The following is a 21,692-nucleotide window of genomic DNA, read 5'->3' on the forward strand; positions in this document are numbered from 1 at the left end:
GCGTCGCTGCCCAGCCGGCCCCGCAGGTCCAGGGCCAGCGACCGCAGGTCGTCGGCCGAACCGACCTGGCCGGCGTCGTGGGCCAGCAGGCGCACGCCGGCCACGTCCCTGGCCGAGCCGACCAAGGATGCGGCGGAAGCGGCCAGCTGCTCCTTGCGCAGCCGGTCCAGTTCCTTCTCGGCGGCCTTGAGCTTGGCCAGCGTCCCGGCGATGCGCTCGGGCAGCTGGGCCGAGGGGACCTTGAGCATTTCGGACAGCTCGGCCACCAGCGCGCGTTCGGCGGCCAGGTGACGGAAGGCATCCAGCCCCACCAAGGCCTCCACCCGGCGGTTGCCCGACCCCACGGAGGCCTCGCCCAGCAGGGTAAGGCTGCCGACCTGGCTGGTGGCACCCACATGGGTGCCACCGCAGAGCTCGCGCGACCAGGCGCCGTCGATCTCCACCACGCGCACGGTGTCCCCGTAGGCCTCGCCGAACAGGGCCATGGCCCCCAGCGCCCTGGCCTCGGCCAGCTTCATGATTCTGGTTTCGACCGGGAAGTTGTTGCGGATCGCGATGTTGGCCACATCTTCGATCTCGGACTTGGCGGCGTCGCTGATGCCCTCGCCCCAGGCGAAGTCGAAGCGCAGGTAGCCGGCCTTGTTGAAGGAACCGCGCTGCAGGGCCTCGGGGCCGAGGATCTGGTGCAGGGCAGCGTGGATGATGTGCGTGCCCGAGTGGGCCTGCTCGCCGGCGGCCCGGCGCTGCTGGTCGACGGCGGCCACCACGCGCGCGCCCGCGGCGAGCTCGCCCTCGCGGACCACAGCCCTGTGCACGCTCAGGCCCTTGACCGGCCTCTGCACGTCGAGCACCTCGACCACGAAGCCGTCGCCGGTGATCAGCCCGACATCGGCGGCCTGGCCGCCGGCCTCGGCGTAGAACGGCGTCTCGTTGAGCACCAGCTCGATCTCGTCGCCCGGGCCGGCGAAACCGACGCTGGCACCGTCGCTGACGATGCCGCGGACGGTGGATTCGGTGGTCAGCTCGTCGTAACCGGTGAAGACCGTCTCGCCGCCGGCGAGCATGTCCTTGAACACGCTGGTGTCCGCGTGGCCCAGCTTCTTCTCCCGGGCGTCCTGGCGGGCCCGGTCGCGCTGTTCGGACATCAGCTTCCGGAAGCCCTGCTCGTCCACCTTCACGCCGGCTTCCTCGGCCATTTCCAAGGTCAGGTCGATCGGGAAGCCGTAGGTGTCATGCAGCGTGAAGGCGTCCTCGCCGGAGAGCGCCTTGCCCGCCGCCTTGGATTCCTTCACGGCTTCCTCCAGCCGTGCGGTGCCGGAGGCGATGGTGCGCAGGAAGGCGCGTTCCTCGGCGTAGGCGATCCGGCTGATCCGCTCGAAGTCCGCCTCGACCTCCGGGTAGGTGCCCTTCATCGCGTCGCGGGAGGCGGGCAGCAGCTCCGGCAGGCAGGCCTGCTCGACGCCGAGCAGGCGCATCGCGCGCACGGCCCGGCGGATCAGCCGGCGCAGCACGTAGCCGCGGCCCTCGTTGGAGGGGGTCACGCCGTCGGAAATCAGCATCAGGGCCGAGCGGACGTGGTCGGCGACCACGCGCATGCGCACGTCGTCGGCGTGGTGCGGATCGTCGTCGGTCTCGGCGCTGGTGTACTCCTTGCCGGAGAGCTCGGCGGCTTTGTCCAGCACCGGGCGCACCTGGTCCGTTTCGTACATGTTCTCGACACCCTGCAGGATCATGGCCAGCCGCTCCATGCCCAGGCCGGTGTCGATGTTCTTCTGCGGCAGCTCGCCGAGGATCTCGAAGTCCTCCTTGCCGGTGCCTTCGCCGCGCTGGTACTGCATGAACACGAGGTTCCAGATTTCGATGTAGCGGGTGTCGTCCGCTGCCGGGCCGCCCTCCACGCCGTAGGCGGGGCCGCGGTCGTAGAAGATTTCGGAGCAGGGGCCGGCGGGGCCGGGCTGGCCGGTGGACCAGTAGTTGTCCTTCTTGCCGAACTTCTGGATCCGTTCGGCCGGCACGCCCACCTGGTCGCGCCAGATGGCCAGGGCCTCGTCGTCGTCCTTGTAGACGGTGACCCAGAGCCGTTCCGGCGGCAGGCCGTAGCCGCCCTGGTCCACCGGGGTGGTCAGCAGTTCCCAGGCCATGGCGATCGCTTCTTCCTTGAAGTAGTCGCCGAAGGAGAAATTGCCGCACATCTGGAAGAAGGTGCCGTGGCGGACCGTCTTGCCGACCTCTTCGATGTCGGCGGTGCGGATGCACTTCTGCACGCTCGTGGCCCGCGGGTACGGCGGCACTTCCCGGGCGGTCAGGTAGGGAATGAACGGCACCATGCCCGCCACCGTGAACAGCAGGGACGGATCCGGCGAAACCAGGGACGCCGAAGGCACCACGTGGTGGCCCTTCTTCTCGAAGAAGGCGAGCCAGCGGCGGACGATCTCTTGGGACTTCATGGTGCCTAACAAACCCTTCTGGTGGAACCGGCCCGGCCTGCGGCGGGTCCGGAGGATACTCGCGGAAAATTTGGAGGGGCGGCCCGCATGGTGCGGTACCTGCTGCCCTGTGCGGCTATTTGTCCACACCAAGGGCGGCCCGCAGATCCGCCTCGCGCTCCTGCATGCCGTCGCGCACGGCGTCGGCGAAGTTGGCGATGCTGTCCGCCAGCGTGCCCACGGCCCGGTTGAGTCCCTCGGGGCCGAAGGTCTGCCTGGCCTCGGACAGCTTCCGCACGGCCAGGACTCCGATGGTTATCCCGGCAGCCAGCCAAATCACTCTCTTCACTGCTTCTTCCTTCCGGCCTGGTCTTCAGCGGCTGCGGCGGCGCTTGCCCTCGGGCGTGCCCTTCGCACCCGAGGTCAAGGCGGACCGGACGCCGTAGGAGAAGGCGGCAATCTTGATCAGCGGGGACCCCACGGTCGCGGCCACCAGGGATGAGAGCGCGGAGACGTTCGCGGTGGCATCCGAGACGTTGGCGGCGATGCCGTCCACCTTGCGCAGCTGCTCGTTGGTGGTGGTCACGGTGGTGGTGACCTCGTCGATCAGCGGGGTGGTGCCGTCGCTGATGGCGCGGATGGCGCCGCGGAGCTCGTCAAAGACCCTGCCGAGCTTCCAGACCGGAATAGCCAGCAGGGCCACCAGCACCGCAAAAACGCCCGCGGCGATGAGACCGGCGATGTCGCCACCTGACATGGGTGGGCTCTCCTTCGAATAGTCCTGGATGCTGCCGTGCGTGATGCACCTGAGTAAGTACATTACCTACTGGACAGCCCGCGGCGCGTGCCGCGGGCTGTCCAGTCTGTCTGTCACTAACGCGCCATGCAGTTTTTGCAGTCCTTGCTGCCCTGCGCTGTCAGGCGCAGCTGCTTAGCGGGCGTAGTATTCGACCACCAGCTGCTCTTCGCAGGTCACCGGGACCTCTGCGCGCTTGGGGCGGCGGACCAGGCGGGCCTGGAGCTTCTCCAGCTGCACGTCCAGGTACGGCGGAACGTTCGGCAGCACGTCGCGGTGCGCACCGGCGGCGGCCACCTGGAACGGCGCCATGACCTCGCTGCGGCTGTGCACGTGGATCAGCTGGCCCTCGGACACGCGGAAGGACGGGCGGTCCACGCGTGCGCCGTCAACCATGATGTGGCGGTGCACCACCAGCTGGCGGGCCTGGGCGATGGTGCGGGCGAAACCGGCACGCAGCACCAGGGCGTCCAGACGCATTTCCAGCAGCTCGACCAGGTTCTCACCGGTCAGGCCCTTGGTGCGCTTGGCTTCTTCGAAGAGGCGGGTCATCTGTGCCTCACGGATGCCGTACTGTGCGCGCAGACGCTGCTTCTCGCGCAGGCGGACGGCGTAGTCGCTGTCCTGCTTGCGGCGGGCGCGGCCGTGCTGGCCGGGAGCGTACGGGCGGCGCTCCATGTACTTCTCGGCCTTGGGGGTCAGGGCAATGCCAAGCGCGCGCGAGATGCGCACCTTGCGGCGGGCTCGTGTGTTGTTAGCCACGATGTCCTTCCAAATCATGCGGTGATGTGATGTTGCTGGCCTCCGTGCTGGAGAGCGTTGGTCGACCGCTACCTTGAGCTACAACCGTCCGCGCGCACAAAACCACCCGGTGTTTGGAAAAACCACGTGGATTCGGGCACTGAGCCGGACGGCTTGCCAGTCAGCGAACAATTCTAGCATCACCGCGCTGCCGTCCCTGCGGGGCTCCCCGGGGCCCTCGGCGGCCGGAGACGAAGCTGCGGCTAGGCTGGGAGGATGCGAGCGATACTCCAGCGGGCCACCCATGCCAGCGTCAGTGTCGACGGCGAAGTCATCGCCGCCATCGACCGTCCCGGACTCGTAGTCCTGGCCGGGGCCACCCACACGGACACCGGGCAGGACGCCCGGGCCCTGGCGGCCAAAATCTGGAACCTGCGCATCCTGGCCGGCGAACTCTCCTGCGCGGACGTGGACGCGCCGCTGCTGGTGGTCAGCCAGTTCACCTTGTACGCGGACACCCGGCGCGGCCGCCGCCCGTCCTGGTCCGCAGCCGCCCCCGGGGAACTGGGCGAGCAGCTGCTGGAGGCTTTCGTCGCGGCGCTGCGCGAGCTCGGCGCCACGGTGGAAACCGGGCGCTTCGGGGCGATGATGCAGGTGTCCCTGGTCAACGACGGGCCGTTCACGATCAGCCTCGACACCGCCGACTTCGCCACCCCGCGCCGCGCCTAACCCCCGCTCCCCCCAAAAAAACCGGTCAGCAGATGCCGCGTTCCGGCATTTGGCGGTCATTTCCCGCCCGGGCTCAGGTTCCGCGGACGATTTTCCGCAGCCGTTCCAGCCGGGGGCCGATCTCGCGTTCGGTCCCGTTCGCGGTGGGTTCATAGTAGTTGCGCCCGACAAGGTCGTCCGGTGGGTACTGCTGCCGGGCAATGCCGTGCGGCTCGTCGTGCGCATAGACGTAGCCCTTGCCGTGGCCGAGCTGCGCGGCCCCGGGATAGTGCGCGTCGCGCAGGTGGGCGGGAATGCCCTGCCCGCGGCCTGCCCGCACGTCGGCGATGGCGGCGTTGATGCCGTTGTAGGCGGCGTTGGACTTCGGCGCGGTGGCAATGTGGACCACCGCCTCGGCCAGCACGATCCGGCCCTCGGGCATGCCGATCAGCTGGACCGCCTGGGCGGCGGCGACGGCGGTCTGCAGCGCGGTGGGATCGGCCATGCCCACGTCCTCGGCCGCCGAGATGACGATCCGCCGGGCGATAAACCGCGGATCCTCCCCCGCCTCGAGCATTCTGGCCAGATAGTGCAGGGCGGCGTCCACGTCCGAGCCGCGCAGCGACTTAATGAAGGCGCTGGCCACGTCGTAGTGCTGGTCCCCCGCCCGGTCGTAGCGCAGTGCGGCAACGTCCAGGGCCCGCTCGGCATGCTGGAGTTCGACGGCGACCGCCCCGCCGCCGGTCCCGTCGACGTCGTCCGCCTCGCCCCAGGCGACGCCGGCGGCAGCCTCCAGCGCCGTGAGCCCGCGGCGGGCGTCCCCGGCGGCCAGCCGGACGAGGTGCTCGAGCGCCTCGTCCGAGAGCCGGACACGGCCGGCGAGCCCGCGCTCGTCTTTGACGGCGCGCAGCAGCAGCGCCTCGATGTCCGCATTGGTCAGGGGCTTGAGCGTGAGCAGCAGGGACCGCGAGAGCAGGGGGGAAACCACCGAAAACGACGGGTTCTCGGTGGTCGCCGCCACCAGGACCACCCAGCGGTTCTCCACCCCCGGCAGCAGCGCGTCCTGCTGGGCCTTGTTGAACCGGTGGATCTCGTCCAAAAACAGCACAGTGGTGATCCGATGCAGGTCGCGGGCGGTCAGCGCCTCGTCCATGACCCGGCGCACGTCCTTGACCCCGGCCGTAATGGCGGAGAGTTCCACGAACCTGCGGCCGGGACCGCGGGCGATCACGTGAGCCAAGGTGGTCTTGCCGGTCCCCGGCGGGCCCCACAGGATCACCGAGGACGGGCCGGCCGGGCCGCTGCCGCTCCCGCCGGCGGCCAGCAGCCGCAGCGGCGAACCTGGCTGGAGCAGATGCTGCTGGCCCACCACTTCGTCCAAGGTCCGCGGCCGCATCCGCACCGCCAAGGGACTGCGCGGCCGGTCCGCGGACTGCCGGCCGGATTCGGAAGGGGCATGAGGGTCCACCGAAGGCTCTTCGTCGGCGACGCTGAACAAATCACTCACCCACCAAGGCTACTCGGGAAAAAATTGGTCAGCAGATGCTGTCCCCCGGGAAAAACCGTCCTGCACCTGCAGCGGCTGGAAGATTGCTGCCGCGGACCCAGGTGCATCGGGACGGCACGGACGGGGCCGCCTTCCCGGTGGCTGCGGGGCAGGAAACAAAAGTGGCCAGCAAATGCCCAAACAGGACGTCTACTGACCACTTTTGTCAGCAGAGGACATCTGCTGACCGATTTTGCTAGGCGAGGTTGGCTTCGGCTTTGGGCTTTTCCTTGGGCTTCGGCTTGAAGTCCACGCCGGCTTCCTTGCGCTGCTGTTCGGTAATCGGGGCCGGGGCGTCCGTGAGCGGGTCGTGGCCGCCGCCGGACTTCGGGAAGGCGATCACGTCGCGGATGGACTCGGAGCCGGTCAGCAGCTGGACCACCCGGTCCCAGCCGAAGGCAATGCCGCCGTGCGGCGGGGCCCCGTACTTGAAGCCCTCCAGCAGGAAGCCGAACTTGCTCCGCGCCTGCTCCTCGTCGATGCCCATGACCGCCAGGGCGCGCTCCTGGACGTCGCGCTGGTGGATACGGATGGAGCCGCCGCCGATCTCGTTGCCGTTGCAGACAATGTCGTAGGCGTAGGACAGGGCGTTGCCCGGATCCTTGTCAAAGGTGTCCATGAACTCGGGCTTGGGCGAGGTGAAGGCGTGGTGCACGGCGGTCCAGGCTCCGCTGCCGACGGCGACGTCGCCGGATTCCTCGGCGGCGGCGGCCGGCTCGAACAGCGGCGCGTCCACGATCCAGACAAAGGCCCAGTCGCCGTCGTTGATCTGCCCGGTCCGGTGGCCGATCTCCACCCGGGCCGCACCGAGCAGGGCGCGCGAGTGGGCATGGTCCCCGGCGGCGAAGAAGATGCAGTCACCCGGCTTGGCGCCCACCGCGCCGGCCAGGTTCTCGCGTTCGAAGTCCGTGAGGTTCTTGGCCACCGGGCCGGCCAGTTCGCCGGACTCCTGGATCAGCACGTAGGCCAGGCCCTTGGCCCCGCGCTGCTTGGCCCATTCCTGCCAGGCGTCCAGGGTGCGGCGCGGCTGCGAGGCACCGCCGGGCATGACCACGGCGCCCACGTATGGGGCCTGGAAGACGCGGAAGGTGGTGTCCTTGAAGAACTCCGTCAGCTCGGTCAGCTCCAGCCCGAAGCGCAGGTCGGGCTTGTCCGTGCCGTACCTGGCCATCGCCTCTGCGTAGGCCATCCGCCGGATGGGCGTGGGAATCTCGACGCCGATCAGCCGCCACACCGCCTGGACGATCCGCTCGCCCAGCGAGATGACGTCGTCCTGGTCCACGAAGCTGGCCTCGATGTCCAGCTGGGTGAACTCGGGCTGGCGGTCCGCGCGGAAGTCCTCGTCGCGGTAGCAGCGGGCGATCTGGTAGTACTTCTCGAACCCGCCCACCTGGAGCAGCTGCTTGAACAGCTGCGGGGACTGCGGCAGCGCGTACCAGGACCCCGGGGCCAGCCGGGCCGGCACCAGGAAGTCCCGGGCGCCCTCCGGGGTCGACCGGGTCAGCGTGGGGGTTTCGATCTCCACGAAACCCTCGTCGTGCAGCAGCTCGCGGGCCACGCGGTTGGCCTCCGAGCGCAGCCGGATGTTCCGCGCCGGCGCCGGGCGGCGCAGGTCCAGGTAGCGGTGCTTCAGCCGGGCCTCCTCGCCCACCTCCACGTGTTCGTCGACCTGGAACGGCAGCGGGTCGGCCGTGTTGAGCACCACGACGTCCTCGGCGATCACCTCGACCTCGCCGGTGGCCAGGGCCGGGTTCTCGTTGCCCTCGGGCCGCTTCTCGACGGTGCCCTTGATCTGCAGGACATACTCGTTGCGCAGGCCGTGGAAGACGTCCTCCTCGCGGACCACCACCTGCGCGATGCCGGAGGCATCGCGCAGGTCCAGGAACGCAACACCACCGTGGTCGCGCCGGCGGGCCACCCACCCGGCGAGTGTGACGGTTTGTCCGATGTGCTCGGCCCGCAGCGAGCCGAGTTCATGTGTGCGCAGCACAGCATTCCTTCCAGTAGAACCCTCGAAAGCCAAGCCACCGGCTGGAACCGGCTGGAACCGGGCCGTGCGCCCGGGACCCGAAAGGAGGTGGCTAGAGTGGGTATAAACAAGTCCTGAAAGAGTTTACCGTTGATCGCGCCGCCGCCCCACACGGTGCCTCCCGGCGCCGGCAGTACGACGCCGGGAGGCAGGCGGCCGGTCCGGCGCCGGAGGAGCGGGGGGCCCATCTGTGAGCAGTGAATCTTCCCTGGAACGCAGGCTCGGCGGCGTCGACGCCACCACCATCGGCGTCGGGTCGATGGTGGGCGCCGGCGTTTTCGTGGTCTATCCACCGGCCGCCGCGGCGGCCGGCAACTGGCTCCTGCTCTCGCTGGCGATCGCCGGCCTGGTCGCCTACTGCAACGCGTCCGCCTCGGCCCAACTGGCCGCCGTCTATCCCACCAGCGGCGGCACCTACGTCTACGGCAGGGAACGGCTGGGCGAATGGCCGGGCTTCCTGGCCGGCTGGGCGTTCGTCACCGGCAAGATCGCCTCCTGCGCCGCGATGGCCCTGGCCTTCGGGCTCTACGTGGCCCCCGCCTACGCCACGGCGGTGGCGGTGGCCGCCGTCATCGTGCTCACCGGGATCAACCTGCTGGGCGTGACCCGGACCGCGTGGATGACCCGCTGGTTCATCTCCATCGTGGCCGCGGTGCTGGTCTTCGTCATTGTGGTCGCCTTCAGCGAACCGCCCGCCGGCAGCGGGGCCGGGGCGCTGGCGGTCACGCCTTACGGCGTGCTGCAGGGCGCAGCACTGTTCTTCTTCGCCTTCGCCGGCTATGCCCGCATCGCGACCATGGGCGAGGAAGTCCGCGAGCCGCACCGGCTGATCCCGCTGGCCATCACGGCGGCGCTGGCGGTCACCTTCATCCTGTACTTCCTGCTGGGGGCCGGGCTGTTGCGTTTCATGGGCCCGGAACTGCTGGCCACCACGCCCACCCCGCTGCATGCCGTCATGGAAAGGGTCCGGGGCGGAATCGGTACCGGGGCGCTGGCCGTCGCCGCCGCGCTGGCCTGCCTGGGCGCGCTGCTGGCCCTGATTGCCGGGGTTTCGCGGACCATGCTGGCCATGGCACGGGAGCGGGACCTGCCCCATGCCCTCTCCTCGGTGAGCCAGCGCTTCAAGGTGCCCTGGCTCGCGGAGGTGGCAGTGGCCGCCGTCGTCATCTGCCTGCTGCTGACCCAGGACGTGCTGGCTGTGGTCGGCTTTTCCAGCTTTGCCGTGTTGATCTACTACGCGGTCACCAATGCCGCGGCCCTCACGCTCACCGAGCGGCCGTGGCACGCGCCGAAGGCCCTCAACTGGCTGGGGCTGGCCGGCTGCCTGATCCTCGCCTTCACCCTCCCGCCGGCCTCGGTGCTGACGATGGCGGGGGTGCTGGCCGTGGGCGTGATCGGGCGGGCGGTGTTCAGTCCCTCCCGGCTGCGGTGATCCGGGGCGCCAGGTCATCGGCCGGCGGCGTCCATACCCGGGGATCCGCAGGTGCCTGTTCACCGGAGCGGATGTCCTTGACCTCGTGGGTCACGGTGCCATCGTCGGCCTGGCCGGTGAACCAGACGAACGGAATGCCCCGGCGGTCCGCAAACTTGATCTGCTTGCCGAACTTCTCCGCCTTGGCGGCCACCTCGACGCTGATCCCACGGCTGCGCAACTCGGCGGCCACGTCCTGTGCCTCGGACCAGCTTTCATCATTGGCCAAGGTGACCAGCACGGCGGTGGGCACCTGGCGGGAGGCGGTCGCCAGCTCCTGGCCCAGGATGCGCATCACCAGCCGGGTGACGCCGATCGAGAGCCCGACCCCGGGGAACTTGCGGTTGCCCTTGACGGCCAGCGCATCGTAGCGCCCGCCGGAGCAGATGGAGCCGAGGTGTTCGTGGCCCACCAGCATGGTCTCGTAGACGGTACCGGTGTAGTAGTCCAGGCCGCGGGCAATGCTCAGGTCCGCGACGACCTTGCCCGTCACACGGCGGGAGGCCTCGCCGATCACCTGTTCCAGCTCGGCCAGGCCTTCTTCCAGCAGTTCGTTTTCGACGCCCAGGGCGCGCACCTGCGGCACGAACGAGGTATCTTCGGTGCGGATGCCGGCCAGCTGCAGCGCCGCCTTGGCCTGCTCCGGGGTGGCACCGAGCTCCTCCTGGAGCAGCTCGGCGACCTTCTCCGGGCCCACCTTCTCCAGCTTGTCGATGCTGCGCAGCACCCCGGCGGTATCGTCCAGGCCGATGCCGCGGTAGAAGCCCTCGGCGAGCTTGCGGTTGTTCACCCGGATCCTGAAGTCCGGGATCGGCAGCGCAGAGAGCGCCTCGGCCATCACCAGCGCCAGTTCGACGTCGTAGCGGAACGGCAGCTCGCCGTCGCCGACGACGTCGATATCGGCCTGGGTGAATTCGCGGGCGCGGCCCTCCTGCGGGCGCTCGCCGCGCCAGACCTTCTGGATCTGGTAACGGCGGAACGGGAACGGGAGGTACCCGGCGTTCTCCACCACGTAGCGGGCGAACGGCACGGTCAGGTCGAAGTGCAGGGCCAGCTTGTCCTGGTCCGGCGCCCCGGGGTCCTCCTCGGCCTGCAGCCGGTGCAGGCCGTAGACCTCCTTGTCGATCTCGCCCTTGCGCAGCAGCTGGCCGATGGTCTCCACCGCCCGTGTTTCGATCGAGGAGAAGCCGTGCAGCTCGAAGGTGCGCCGCAGGGTGTCCAGCACATGCAGCTCGACAAGCCTTTCCTGCGGAAGCCATTCAGGGAAACCTGACAGGGAGGCCTTGCGTGCCATGCGGGAGTATCTCCTTAAAAGAACTGGAACCGGGAAAGGTGCGGGCAGTGCAGAGACTGGCTGCTGCTGGTTCAGTTTACCCGCAGGGGCCGGGAAAGCCCTGTCCCCTGCGGGGCGGGGATGAACCGTCCATGACGCCGGGTGGGGCCCCTTCCCCTCCGTGCCCTCCCGGAAGGCCGCCGCGCGCGGCCGGGAGCACGTCGCCACGGACAAGTTCCGCCCTTCCATGAGGCGGTGCGGCCGCTGCGGTACTGTGGGCGGGAAGGAAGGAACTATCCGTCAGGACGTGGACCTGTGTACGCAGTCCCGAAGTGGTGCCCGGCCGCGGCTGCAATGCGACCGTGAACGAACTTATTGCCGGGGGACACTCGGCCTACGGAGAAGAACTCAGGCGGGCCCCCGCGGCGGCGGGCGTGCACTCTTCGAAGAAGTAGGAACCGCCCCGGCCCGCGCCGGGAACCCCCGCCCTGCGGGGCGGGGAGGATGTCAAGGCGAGGAGGGCCAGTGGCAGCAAACCGGCCGGACAGGCAGATGCGCCGCCGGATCGCGCAGATGGAGGCCCTGCGCGCCCTGCGCGCGGACCAGGCCAGGCGGCGCCGGCGGGACAACCTGGCCGGCGGCATCGCACTGGCTGCCGCCGTCGTCGCCGGGTTCGTTTTGCAGCTGGCGGTTTTCGGCACCAACCCCACGGCGGAGCAGCTGCGCACGGCGGAGGAGGGCCTGCAGGTGCCGGGCGCTTCCGCCGCTGCCTCGCCCGGAAACAGTGCGGCCATTCCCTCCGTGGATCTTGCCCGGGACAAGACCTTCACCGGCACGCTGGCCACCAACGAGGGCAATATCCGGGTCAGCCTCGACGGCGCCAAGGCTCCGCAGGCGGTGGCGGTCTTCACCACACTGGCCGGCGAGGGATTCTTTACGGGCAAGACCTGCCACCGGCTGACCACCGCCGCGGCCATGGGGGTGCTGCAGTGCGGCTCCGCGGACGGCACCGGCGCCGGGGATCCGGACTACCAGTGGGGCCCGGTGGAAAATAACCCGGCGGACGGCTCCTACCCGGCCGGAACCATCGCCGTGGCCCGCGGGCAGAGCACTTCCAGCAACGGCACGCAGTTCTTCATCACGTGGAAGGACAGCACCATTACGCAGGAAACGGGCGGCTACACGATCATGGGCAGGGTGACCGGAGGCATGGACGTGCTCCGCAAGATTGCGGAAGGCGGCGTAAAGGAATCCGGCAGCCGGGACGGAGCGCCTAAGATACCGGTATCAATTAAGTCGTTTACCTTGACCGAGAGCACAGGGTAGGCGGCAGGCAACCCGGATCCCAACAGGCTCCCCTGGTGCCGCACCGGGACGGTGGCACCAACCGACAAGCGAAAGAGTTTTAGCGGTGACCAACAGTCAGAAATCCGACGAAACAATCAATTACACCACCGACGCAGCCGGGCAGACGGCCGGCAGCGGCGAGGCGGCCAAGCCGGCGCCCGGCCCCCGGCCCACCCCTGCGGCAATGGCACCGAAGCCGGCGGCGTCCCTGCCTGTGGTGCCCGCACCGGTGGTGCAGTCGACGCCCCTGGCTGAAGCCGCCAAGTGGGGCCGGGTGTCCGAGGACGGCCACGTCTTCCTGCTCATTGACGGCGATGAACACCCCGTGGGCCACTACCCGGACGCTTCCGCCGAGGAGGCGCTGTCCTACTTCGTGCGCAAGTACGACGACGTCGCGGCGCAGATCGCGCTGCTGGAGCAGCGCGTGGAAGCCAAGGCTCCGGCCGCGGACATGAACAAAACGCTCTCGCACCTGCAGGAACAAATCGCCGAGCGGCATATGGTCGGCGACGTCCCGGCGCTGCAGGCGCGGCTGGAGGCCCTCGCCGGTGCCATTGCCCAGCTGCAGCGGAACGAAAAGGCCGAGCAGGAGGCCATCCGCGCGGCAGAGCTGGCCGCCCGGGAAGCCATCGTGGCCGAGGCCGAGCAGATCGCCGCGAAGGACCCGGCCACGGTGCAGTGGAAGTCCAGCAGTGCCCGCATGAACGAACTGTTCGATGCGTGGAAGGCCGCGCAGAAAAACGGCGTCCGGCTGGGCCGGAGCACCGAGGACGCGCTGTGGAAGCGTTTCCGGTCCGCCCGCACCGTCTTCGACCGGCACCGCCGCGCGTACTTCAGCCAGCTGGATAACGACAACGCCGCCGCCAAGGCAGCCAAGGAAGCGCTGATCGCCCGGGCCGAGGAGTTGTCCACGTCCACGGACTGGGGCCAGACGGCTGCCGAATACCGGCACCTGATGGACGAGTGGAAGGCGTCCAAGCGGGCCAGCCGCAAGGACGACGACGCCCTCTGGGCCCGTTTCCGGGCCGCCCAGGACAAGTTCTTCTCCGCCCGGCAGGCCGCCAACCACGCCCTGGACCAGGAGTATGCCGCCAACCTGGTGGTCAAGGAGGCCCTGCTGGCCGAGGCCCAGTCGCTGCTGCCGATCACGGACCTGGCTGCCGCGAAGAAGGCGTTGCAGTCCATCCGGGACCGGTGGGAAGAGGCCGGCAAGGTCCCGCGGGCCGACATGCAGCGGATCGAGGCAGGCCTGCGCAAGGTCGAGGACGCCGTCAAGGCCGCCGAGGACGAGCACTGGCGCCGCACCAACCCGGAAACCCAAGCCCGGACCAGCAGCGCGCTGAACCAGCTGGAGGCGGCGATCGAGTCGCTCGAGGCGGATCTGGCGAAGGCCGAGCAGCACGGTGACGAGCGCAAGATCGCCGCGGCGCGTGAAGCCCTCGAAGCGCGCCGGCAGTGGCTGGCAACGCTGCAGAAGGCCGCCGAGGACTTCGCCTAGCGCAGCGGCTCCCGTCCTACACATGGCGGGAGGCGGGGCCGCTTTGGGGATATTTTCCACAAGGCGGCTCTGCCTCCCCTCTTTGCCCTGCGGTCTTTGGCAAGCTGGCAGGCATGGTCCCGCCGATGAACGCGGTGCCAGCCGTCCGGGACAGGGCGGCCGGCGCTGGAACGGTCCTGGTCCTGCAGCCGGGACGGGTGCACACGCACAATGAGCTGCGTGCCATGCGGCTGGACGGCTTGGTCGAGCATGTCTTCGGTCCGGCCTATGTCGCCGCCGGCGAGCCGGTCACGGCCGGCCACCGGGCACAGGCCGCCCGGGCCGCCCTGCCGGAGCAGATCCGCGGCAAGGTGGTGATCGGGCGGCTGACCGCGGCCTGGGTCTACGGCTGTGCACCGCCGCCGCAGAAGGTGTCGGTACTGCTGGACCACCGTTTCCGCACCACCTCGCAGGGGCGCTGCCGCACTGCCGCCATCCATGAGGTATCGCTGGGACCGTTCGATACCGCCGTCGTGGCGGGAGTGCCGGTGACCACGGCACAGCGCACCGCTCTGGACATCGCCCTGCACGCCCCCGAGGAGGCAGCGGTCCCGGCGCTGCTCGCGCTCTCGGCGGACCGGGACCTGGATTGTCCGCTCCGCTACATCCGGCAGGCACTGCTGGCCAAAAGCCGGCTGCCGGGCAAACGCCAGGCCCTGGCCCGGATCGAGCGCGTCCTCGGGCGCCTGGCCGGGCGGTGAGGCCCGGTGTCAGCGGCGCTGGGAGCCGGTGGTGCGGTAGACGTCGAACACGCCGTCGATCCGCCGCACGGCGCTGAGCACATAGTTCAGGTACTTCGGATCCCCCATTTCAAAGGCGAAACGGGAAATCGCCAGCCGGTCCTTCGAGGTGTGCACCGTGGCGGAGAGGATGTTCACCTGGTTTTCGGCCAGCACGCGCGTCACGTCGGAGAGCAGGCTCTTGCGGTCCAGCGCCTCGACCTGGATCTCCACGAGGAAGACGCTGGACTGGGTCGGCGCCCACGCGACGTTGACCATCCGCTCCGGTTCGTCGCGCAGATGGCTGACATTGCGGCAGTCCTCGCGGTGCACGGAGACGCCGGAACCGCGGGTGACGAAGCCGACAATCGGATCCGGCGGCACCGGCGTGCAGCAGCGGGCGAGCTTGACCCAGACATCCCCGGCGCCGGCCCCGACCACGGTGACCCCGGCATCGGCGGACTTGGGCCGCTTGGGCGCGGACACCCGGGTCGGAAGTTCCTCCGGCTCCGGGGCGCCCCCGAGCAGCGCCACCAGGTGCTCGATGACGTTCTGCGCGGAGGTGTGCCCGTCCCCCACGGCCGCGTAGAGCGCCGAGATGTCCGCGTGGTGCAGCTCCTGGGCCACCGCGGTCAGCGCGTCGTGGGTCATCATCTTCTGCAGCGGCAGGTTCTGCTTGCGCATGGCCCGGGTGAGCTGGTCCTTGCCCTTTTCGATCGCCTCTTCGCGGCGTTCCTTGGTGAACCATTGGCGGATCTTGTTACGCGCCCGCGGGCTCTTGACGAAGTTCTGCCAGTCCTGGCTGGGACCGGCCCCCTCGGCCTTGGACGTGAAGATCTCCACCCAATCGCCGTGGTTCAGCTCGCTGTTCAGCGGCACCAGCTTGCCGTTGACCCGGGCGCCGATGGTCCGGTGTCCCACCTCGGTATGCACGGCGTAGGCGAAGTCCACCGGGGTGGAGCCGGCAGGCAGTGCCATTACCTCGCCCTTGGGCGTGAAGACGAAGACCTCGCGGGCGTTGATCTCGAACCGCAGCGAATCCAGGAACTCGGCCGGGTCGCTGGTTTCCTGCTGCCAGTCCACCAGGCTGCGCAGCCAGCCCATGTCCCCGCCGTCGGCGGTGCCGCCCCGCGCCGCGTCCTTGTACTTCCAGTGCGCGGCCACCCCGTATTCGGCCCGCCGGTGCATCTCGTGCGTGCGGATCTGGATCTCCACCGGCTTGCCGCCGGGTCCAATTACCGTCGTATGCAGGGACTGGTACATGTTGAACTTCGGCATTGCGATGTAGTCCTTGAACCGCCCGGGCAGCGGGTTCCACCGCGCATGCAGGGCGCCCAGGGCCGCATAGCAGTCGCGGACGGTGTCCACCAGCACGCGGATGCCCATCAGGTCGTGGATGTCGTCGAAGTCCTTGCCGCGGACGATCATCTTCTGGTAGATCGAGTAATAGTGCTTCGGCCGGCCGGTGATGGTGGCCTTGATCTTTACGGCCCGCAGGTCCTCGCCGATCTTGGTCCGCAGCATGGTCAGGTACTTCTCGCGCTCGGGGGTGCGCTCCCCGACCATCCGCACGATCTCGTCGTACACCTTCGGGTGCAGGGCGGCGAAGGAGAGGTCCTCCAGCTCCCACTTGATGGTGTTCATGCCCAGGCGGTGAGCCAGCGGGGCAAAGATTTCCAGCGTCTCCCGGGCCTTGCGGGCCGAAGACTCCGGGGAGACAAAGCGCCAGGTGCGGGCGTTGTGCAGCCGGTCCGCGAGCTTGATGACCAGGACACGGATGTCCTTGGCCATGGCCACCACCATCTTGCGCACCGTTTCCGACTGGGCCGCGTCCCCGAACTGGACCTTGTCCAGCTTGGTGACGCCGTCCACCAGCATGGCCACCTCCGGACCGAACTCGGCCCGCAGCTGGTCCAGCGTGTAGTCGGTGTCCTCCACCGTGTCGTGCAGCAGCGCCGCGGCCAGCGTGGTGCCGGTCATGCCCAGTTCGGCCAGGATGGTCGCCACGGCCACCGGATGGGTGATGTACGGGTCCCCGCTCTTGCGCTTCTGCCCGCGGTGGCTGCGTTCGGCCACCACGAAGGCGCGCTGGATCAGGTCGAAGTCCTCGCGGGGATTGTTGGCCCTGACGGTCCGCAGCAGCGGTTCGAGGATCGGCGAATAGCCCGCCGGAGCACGTCCGGTGAGCCGGGCCAGGCGGGACATGGTCCGCTCGCGGCGGCCGGGGAACGAGGGCCTGACAGCGCCCTCCGGCACCGTGGCGGCCGCGGCAGCCGGGCCGGACGGCGCAGGGGCGGCCTCGGTTGCCGGTTTGGCACCGGTACCGGCAACCTGCTCCTGGGATCCGGTTTTTTCAGTCAACAAGTGCCCCGCTTTCCGGCGCAGCCCTGCGATGACAGATCATCCGGGCCGTCGCCCACCTACTGCTGCAACATCCGATCGTTCTAGTCTATGCCCGCCCGCCGCCTGCCGGACACCGGTGCGTGCCGTTCGATGAAGCCGCAGGCCGGTCCGGGGCGCCCGTCAGCCGGCGGCGGCCGTATCCGCCGGCTCCTGGGCGCGGCGTGCCGCGACCTTCTTCGCCTGCGCCACCAGTTCCGGTTCGCGGCCGCGCAGCCACGCGTACATCGGCGCGGCGATGAAGATCGTGGTCAGCGTGCCGATAATAATGCCGATGAACAGCGACAGGGACAGGTCCCTGAGCGTTCCGGCACCGAGCAGGTATGCACCGATGAACAGGATCGCGGCCACCGGCAGCACGGCCACCACCGAGGTATTGATGGACCGCACCAGGGTCTGGTTGACGGCCAGATTGACCTGCTCGGCGAAGGTGCGGCGCGTCGAGGTTTCGATGTTCTCGGTGTTCTCGCGGATCTTGTCGAAGACCACCACCGTGTCGTAGAGCGAATAGCTGAGGATGGTCAGGAACCCGATGATCGCCGACGGGGTCACCTCGAAGTCACTGAGCGAATACAGTCCGGCGGTGACCAGCATGACCACCACCAGGCCGGTGAGGGCGGCCACGGACATCTTCCAGGTCCGGAAATATACGGCCATCAGCACCGCGGCCAGCAGGACGAAGACCACCAGCCCCCAGACCGCCTGCCGGGTCACGTCGGCCCCCCAGGTCGGCCCCACGAAGGTGGACGTCACCTGGTCCGCCTTGACGCCGTAGGCATCGACCAACGCATCGCGGACGGCCAGCGTCTCGTCATCGCTGAGCCGGTCCGTCTGGATCCGCATGGTGTTCGGCGCGATGTTGGTCACGCGCGGGGCGGCGGAGGGAACCACGGAGGCGACCGCCTGCTCGCCCTTGGACACCTCGGTGCTGGCCGTCTGGGAAACGGTGAACTCGGAGCCGCCGCGGAACTCGATGCCCAGGTTGAAGCCACCCTTGACCAGCGGCACGATGATCGAGGCCAGGATGGCGATTCCGGCGATCAGGAACCAAAGCCGGTACTTGCCGACGAAATCGTAGGAGCGCTTCCCGGTATAAAGCTCGTTACCGAAGGTTGCCAAACTGGGCATTAGTTGCTCTCCTTGTCCGTGCCGCGGCCCACGGCACTGGCCTCACGCTGCTGTTCGGCCTTGCGCTCGGCGATGGTCTGGCGCCGGACCGCCTCGGCGGCGGCCCCGGCATTCTTGCTGCGCACCTTCAGCCGCGCTTCCGTGGGCTGGCGGAGCCGGCCCGCGCCGCGGTACAGCGGCACCGCGCCGAGCAGCCGCGGGTCCAGGCCGGAGAGCCGGTGGCCTTCGCCGAAGAACCGGGTCCGGGCCAGCAGCACCATCACCGGGTGGGTGAAGAGGAAGACCACCAGCAGGTCGGCCACCGCGGTCAGGCCCAGGGTGAAGGCGAAGCCGCGCACGTTGCCCACCGCCACGAAGTACAGCACTATGGCGGCCAGCAGGTTGACGGCCTTGGAGGCCAGCACGGTGCGTTTGGCCCGCTTCCAGCCGTTGTCGACGGCGGAGACCAGGCCCCGGCCGTCGCGCAGTTCGTCACGGATGCGTTCGAAATAGACGATGAAGGAGTCGGCGGTCTGGCCGATGGCCACGATCAGACCAGCCACACCGGCCAGCGACAGCCGGTAGTTCTCGGTCCAGCCCAGCAGCGCGATGGCCAGGTACGTCAAGCCGCCGGCCACCACGAGCGAGGCGATCGTCACCAGGCCCAGCAGCCGATACTGGAAGAAGGAGTACACGGCAACCAGCAGCAGGCCGATCAGGCCGGCGAGCAGGCCCATCCTCAGCTGTTCGGCCCCCAGGGTCGCGGAGATCTGCTGCTCGCTCTGGATTTCGAAGCTGATCGGCAGGGCGCCGTACTTGAGCTGCTCCGACAGGACGCGGGCGGAGTCTTCGGTGAAGTTGCCGGTGATCTGCGGTTTGCCGTCCGGGATGACGGCGTTGGTGGTCGGCGCGGAAATCACCTGGCCGTCGAGCACAATGGCGAATTGGTTCTGTGCCCCGGTCAGGCTGAACAGCCGCTCGGTGACCTTCTTGAAGGCCGCGGTCCCTTCGGCATTGAACTCGATGTTCACTGCCCACTGGTTCAGGCTCTGGCCCTGGTTGCCGCGAACCTGGCCGAAGCTGGCCGAGGCGATATCGGTACCCGGCACCTCCACCGGGCCGAGGATGTACTTCGTGCCGGTACCCGGCTCGCAGGCGACCATCGGCTTGGCCGGGTCGTCTTCCTTCACCTCGGCCGCGGCCGCCGGGTCCAGGCAATTCTTTGCCTCGAACTCCTGGTACAGCGCCGCGGTGACCCAGTTCTCATCGCTGGCATTGGTCGGCTTGGCGGTGGGCTTGGGCAGCTGGTCCTTGGGCGTGCGGCTCTCCGCCGGCACGGCCGCACCGGCGGCGGCCACGAGCACCGGGCGGAACTCCATGTTGGCGGAGGCCTGGATCAGGTTGCGGGTCTTGGTGTCCGGCACGCCCGGCAGGCTGACGACGACGTTGCGCCCGGACTGGGTGCTGATCTCCGCCTCGGCCACGCCCGAACCGTCCACGCGCTGGCGGATGATCTCCACCGCCTGATTCAGCTGCTCGGCCGAGATCTGGTCCCCGCCCCCCTGCACCTTCGGCGCCAGGATCATCTGGGTGCCGCCCTCGAGGTCCAGGGCAAGCTTGGGCGCCCAGCTGGCCTTGCCGGACAGGACTCCGCCGGCCAGGACCGCGGTCAAGGCAACAAACAGGACGCAGAGCCAGATGAGGGTCCGCCTGGCTGCGGTGGTGGAACGCAATCGTGCCATGGATGGTCTTTCTTTCATCGGCTGGTGCCGGGACGAGCCCGGGCGGACACTGCAGCATCCGCCGGGTGAGGGAGGACTCCCCCGCCCGGCGGATGCCCGGCGGTTGGAAGCCGACCGGGATCCGGCCTGCCCCGGTACAGGCCTGGCCGGGCCTTGCTACTTTCCGTTGTCCTTCTCGTCGTTCAGGCGCTTGAGGGTCTCCTCGGGCGTCTCGGTGCGGATAGCCTCCGCGTCCGTGCCGGCGAGGCTGGAGGCATCGTCCGGCACCACGGTCCCTGCGGTCCCGGCAGCGGGCTCGAGCACCTCGGTCACGGCCTGCAGGTGCACCGTGGCGGTGTTGCCGGGCGAGAGCTCCATGACGACCCTGTTCTCGTCACGGTCCACGGAAACCACCGTGCCGTACAGGCCGAACTGCGTCATGACCTGGGTGCCCGGAAGCAGCTTTTCCTTCATCTGCTCGGCCTTCTCCCGCATCTGGGACTGGACCTTGCGCTGCTTGCGGAACATGGTGAAGATCAGCAGGCCGAAGATGACGAACAGCGCGATCGTCATGAAGTCGATGCCCCCGGACTGCGGCTGGGCGGTATTGGCGGACAAGACGTTTACGAACACAGGGTTGTTCCGTTCCTCAGAGTCTGGGGTAATCCTCTCCATTCTACGCGGACGCATCCCCGGAACCGGCATGGCCGCATTGGCCGCCGTCCCGCAGCCTGCGCTGTGGCCGGCACCCGCCCCGGCCCCTACTCCTCGAAGAGATCCGGCTCGCCCGCCTCGGTGAGCGCGAAGAGGCTCTCCCCGAACACGGCCCCGGCCGGAGGCACCATGCCCAGATGCTCCCACGCTGCTGCGGTGGCCACCCGGCCCCGCGGCGTCCGCCCAAGCAGGCCCTCGCGCACCAGGTACGGTTCGGCCACGGTTTCCACCGTCTCGGTTTCCTCGCCGACGGCGATTGCCAGGGTGGACAGGCCCACCGGCCCGCCGTTGAACTTGGTGCACAGGGCGGTCAGCACCGAACGGTCCAGCCGGTCCAGCCCGCGGGCATCCACCTCGTACATATCCAGCGCGGCGGACGCGGCATGCAGGTCGATTTCCTCCAGCTTGTGCACCAGCGCCCAGTCCCGCACCCGGCGCAGCAGCCGGTTGGCAATGCGCGGAGTCCCCCTGGACCGGCCGGCGATCTCGGCAAAGCCGGCGGAATTGACTTTCAGGTCCAGCAGCATGGCCGAGCGGCGCAGCACCAGTTCCAGTTCGGCGGTGGAATAGAACTCCAGGTGCCCGGTAAAGCCAAACCGGTCCCGCAGCGGGCCCGGCAGCAGGCCGGCCCGCGTCGTCGCCCCCACCAGCGTGAACGGCGGCAGGTCCAGCGGAATCGCCGTGGCCCCCGGGCCCTTGCCCACCACGATGTCCACCCGGAAGTCCTCCATCGCCATGTAGAGCATTTCCTCGGCCGGGCGGGACATCCGGTGGATTTCGTCCAGGAAGAGGATCTCGCCCTCGGTCAGCGAGGACAGGATCGCGGCCAGGTCCCCGGCATGCTGGATGGCGGGCCCGGAGCTGATCCGCAGCGGCGCATTCATCTCCGCCGCGATGATCATGGCCAGCGTGGTCTTACCCAGCCCGGGCGGACCGGAAAGCAGGACGTGGTCGGCGGTGCGTTCGCGGATCCGGGAAGCCTCCAGCACCAGCGAGAGCTGCCGGCGCACCCGCACCTGGCCCACAAAGTCGTCCAGGTTCTTCGGCCGCAGTGCCGCCTCCAGCGCCCGTTCCTCGGCCTCGCCGGCCGCGGACACGAGCGACTCCCGGTCCCGCCCGGCCACGCTACTTCACCCCCGCCGCCGGCCGGCGGGCCG

Annotated in this window: 17 protein-coding genes; 5 read left to right on the plus strand and 12 right to left on the minus strand. The window is 69.0% G+C overall.

Features of this window, described 5'->3' with window-relative positions; translation table 11 throughout:
- The 4 genes from alaS to rpsD form a co-directional block, all read right to left on the minus strand.
- On the minus strand, positions 1-2,447 hold a 2,447-nt coding region (gene alaS, locus ACFQ36_RS10335), incomplete at its 3' end, for an alanine--tRNA ligase (protein ID WP_377013285.1).
- 115 nt (positions 2,448-2,562) lie between these two features.
- Entirely contained in the window at positions 2,563-2,775 is a 213-nt protein-coding gene (locus tag ACFQ36_RS10340) for a DUF6167 family protein (protein WP_377013287.1), read from the minus strand.
- 24 nt (positions 2,776-2,799) lie between these two features.
- A complete protein-coding gene (locus tag ACFQ36_RS10345; RefSeq protein ID WP_377013288.1) occupies positions 2,800-3,183 on the minus strand; it encodes a DUF948 domain-containing protein in 384 nt (127 codons plus the stop codon).
- A gap of 174 nt (positions 3,184-3,357) precedes the next feature.
- Positions 3,358-3,984, minus strand: coding sequence for a 30S ribosomal protein S4 (rpsD, locus tag ACFQ36_RS10350; RefSeq protein WP_377013290.1), 627 nt, complete (start codon positions 3,982-3,984; stop codon positions 3,358-3,360).
- A gap of 255 nt (positions 3,985-4,239) precedes the next feature.
- Between rpsD and dtd the strand changes: the two genes are divergently transcribed.
- Positions 4,240-4,692 (plus strand): D-aminoacyl-tRNA deacylase, encoded by a 453-nt coding sequence (dtd, locus tag ACFQ36_RS10355; protein ID WP_377013292.1) that lies wholly within the window; start codon positions 4,240-4,242, stop codon positions 4,690-4,692.
- 73 nt (positions 4,693-4,765) lie between these two features.
- Here the strand turns inward: dtd and ACFQ36_RS10360 are convergent, their stop codons facing one another.
- Together ACFQ36_RS10360 and aspS are read right to left on the minus strand one after the other, a co-directional pair.
- Positions 4,766-6,178 (minus strand): replication-associated recombination protein A, encoded by a 1,413-nt coding sequence (locus ACFQ36_RS10360; protein ID WP_377013294.1) that lies wholly within the window; start codon positions 6,176-6,178, stop codon positions 4,766-4,768.
- A gap of 235 nt (positions 6,179-6,413) precedes the next feature.
- Positions 6,414-8,207, minus strand: coding sequence for an aspartate--tRNA ligase (gene aspS, locus ACFQ36_RS10365; protein ID WP_377013296.1), 1,794 nt, complete (start codon positions 8,205-8,207; stop codon positions 6,414-6,416).
- A gap of 229 nt (positions 8,208-8,436) precedes the next feature.
- Here aspS and ACFQ36_RS10370 point away from each other — a divergent pair, with 229 nt between their 5' ends.
- Positions 8,437-9,678, plus strand: coding sequence for an APC family permease (locus ACFQ36_RS10370; protein ID WP_377013297.1), 1,242 nt, complete (start codon positions 8,437-8,439; stop codon positions 9,676-9,678).
- Here the strand turns inward: ACFQ36_RS10370 and hisS are convergent.
- The gene (gene hisS / locus ACFQ36_RS10375) at positions 9,656-11,011 is read right to left on the minus strand and encodes a histidine--tRNA ligase (protein ID WP_377013299.1); all 1,356 of its coding nucleotides are present in this window, start codon (positions 11,009-11,011) and stop codon (positions 9,656-9,658) included. The genes ACFQ36_RS10370 and hisS overlap by 23 nt on opposite strands.
- A gap of 504 nt (positions 11,012-11,515) precedes the next feature.
- Between hisS and ACFQ36_RS10380 the strand changes: the two genes are divergently transcribed.
- From ACFQ36_RS10380 to ACFQ36_RS10390, 3 genes are all read left to right on the plus strand, one after another.
- Positions 11,516-12,316 (plus strand): peptidylprolyl isomerase, encoded by an 801-nt coding sequence (locus ACFQ36_RS10380; RefSeq protein WP_377013301.1) that lies wholly within the window; start codon positions 11,516-11,518, stop codon positions 12,314-12,316.
- 85 nt (positions 12,317-12,401) lie between these two features.
- Positions 12,402-13,835, plus strand: a complete 1,434-nt coding sequence (locus tag ACFQ36_RS10385) for a DUF349 domain-containing protein (protein WP_377013303.1) — start codon at positions 12,402-12,404, stop codon at positions 13,833-13,835.
- Positions 13,836-13,960: 125 nt separating this feature from the next.
- Positions 13,961-14,575, plus strand: a complete 615-nt coding sequence (locus ACFQ36_RS10390; RefSeq protein ID WP_377013305.1) for a type IV toxin-antitoxin system AbiEi family antitoxin — start codon at positions 13,961-13,963, stop codon at positions 14,573-14,575.
- A 9-nt stretch (positions 14,576-14,584) separates the two neighbouring features.
- On the opposite strand, the gene ACFQ36_RS10395 is transcribed toward ACFQ36_RS10390, so the two are convergent.
- The 5 genes from ACFQ36_RS10395 to ruvB form a co-directional block, all read right to left on the minus strand.
- Positions 14,585-16,798 (minus strand): RelA/SpoT family protein, encoded by a 2,214-nt coding sequence (locus ACFQ36_RS10395; RefSeq protein ID WP_377013312.1) that lies wholly within the window; start codon positions 16,796-16,798, stop codon positions 14,585-14,587.
- A 318-nt stretch (positions 16,799-17,116) separates the two neighbouring features.
- The gene (gene secF / locus ACFQ36_RS10400; RefSeq protein ID WP_377013306.1) at positions 17,117-18,121 is read right to left on the minus strand and encodes a protein translocase subunit SecF; all 1,005 of its coding nucleotides are present in this window, start codon (positions 18,119-18,121) and stop codon (positions 17,117-17,119) included.
- Positions 18,121-19,842: a protein translocase subunit SecD gene (gene secD, locus ACFQ36_RS10405; RefSeq protein ID WP_377013308.1), complete on the minus strand. Its 1,722-nt coding sequence runs from the start codon at positions 19,840-19,842 to the stop codon at positions 18,121-18,123. Before secD ends, secF begins: the two co-directional genes overlap by 1 nt.
- Before the next feature lie 156 nt (positions 19,843-19,998).
- Complete coding sequence (yajC, locus tag ACFQ36_RS10410) at positions 19,999-20,394, minus strand: preprotein translocase subunit YajC (RefSeq protein WP_377013314.1); 396 nt, start codon at positions 20,392-20,394, stop codon at positions 19,999-20,001.
- Between the two features lie 188 nt (positions 20,395-20,582).
- On the minus strand, positions 20,583-21,659 hold the full coding sequence (ruvB, locus tag ACFQ36_RS10415; RefSeq protein ID WP_377013310.1) for a Holliday junction branch migration DNA helicase RuvB: 1,077 nt from the start codon (positions 21,657-21,659) through the stop codon (positions 20,583-20,585).
- Between the last annotated feature and the right edge of the window lie 33 nt (positions 21,660-21,692).

It is taken from the genome of Arthrobacter sp. GCM10027362 (genome assembly GCF_042679445.1).
GTDB lineage: Bacteria > Actinomycetota > Actinomycetes > Actinomycetales > Micrococcaceae > Crystallibacter.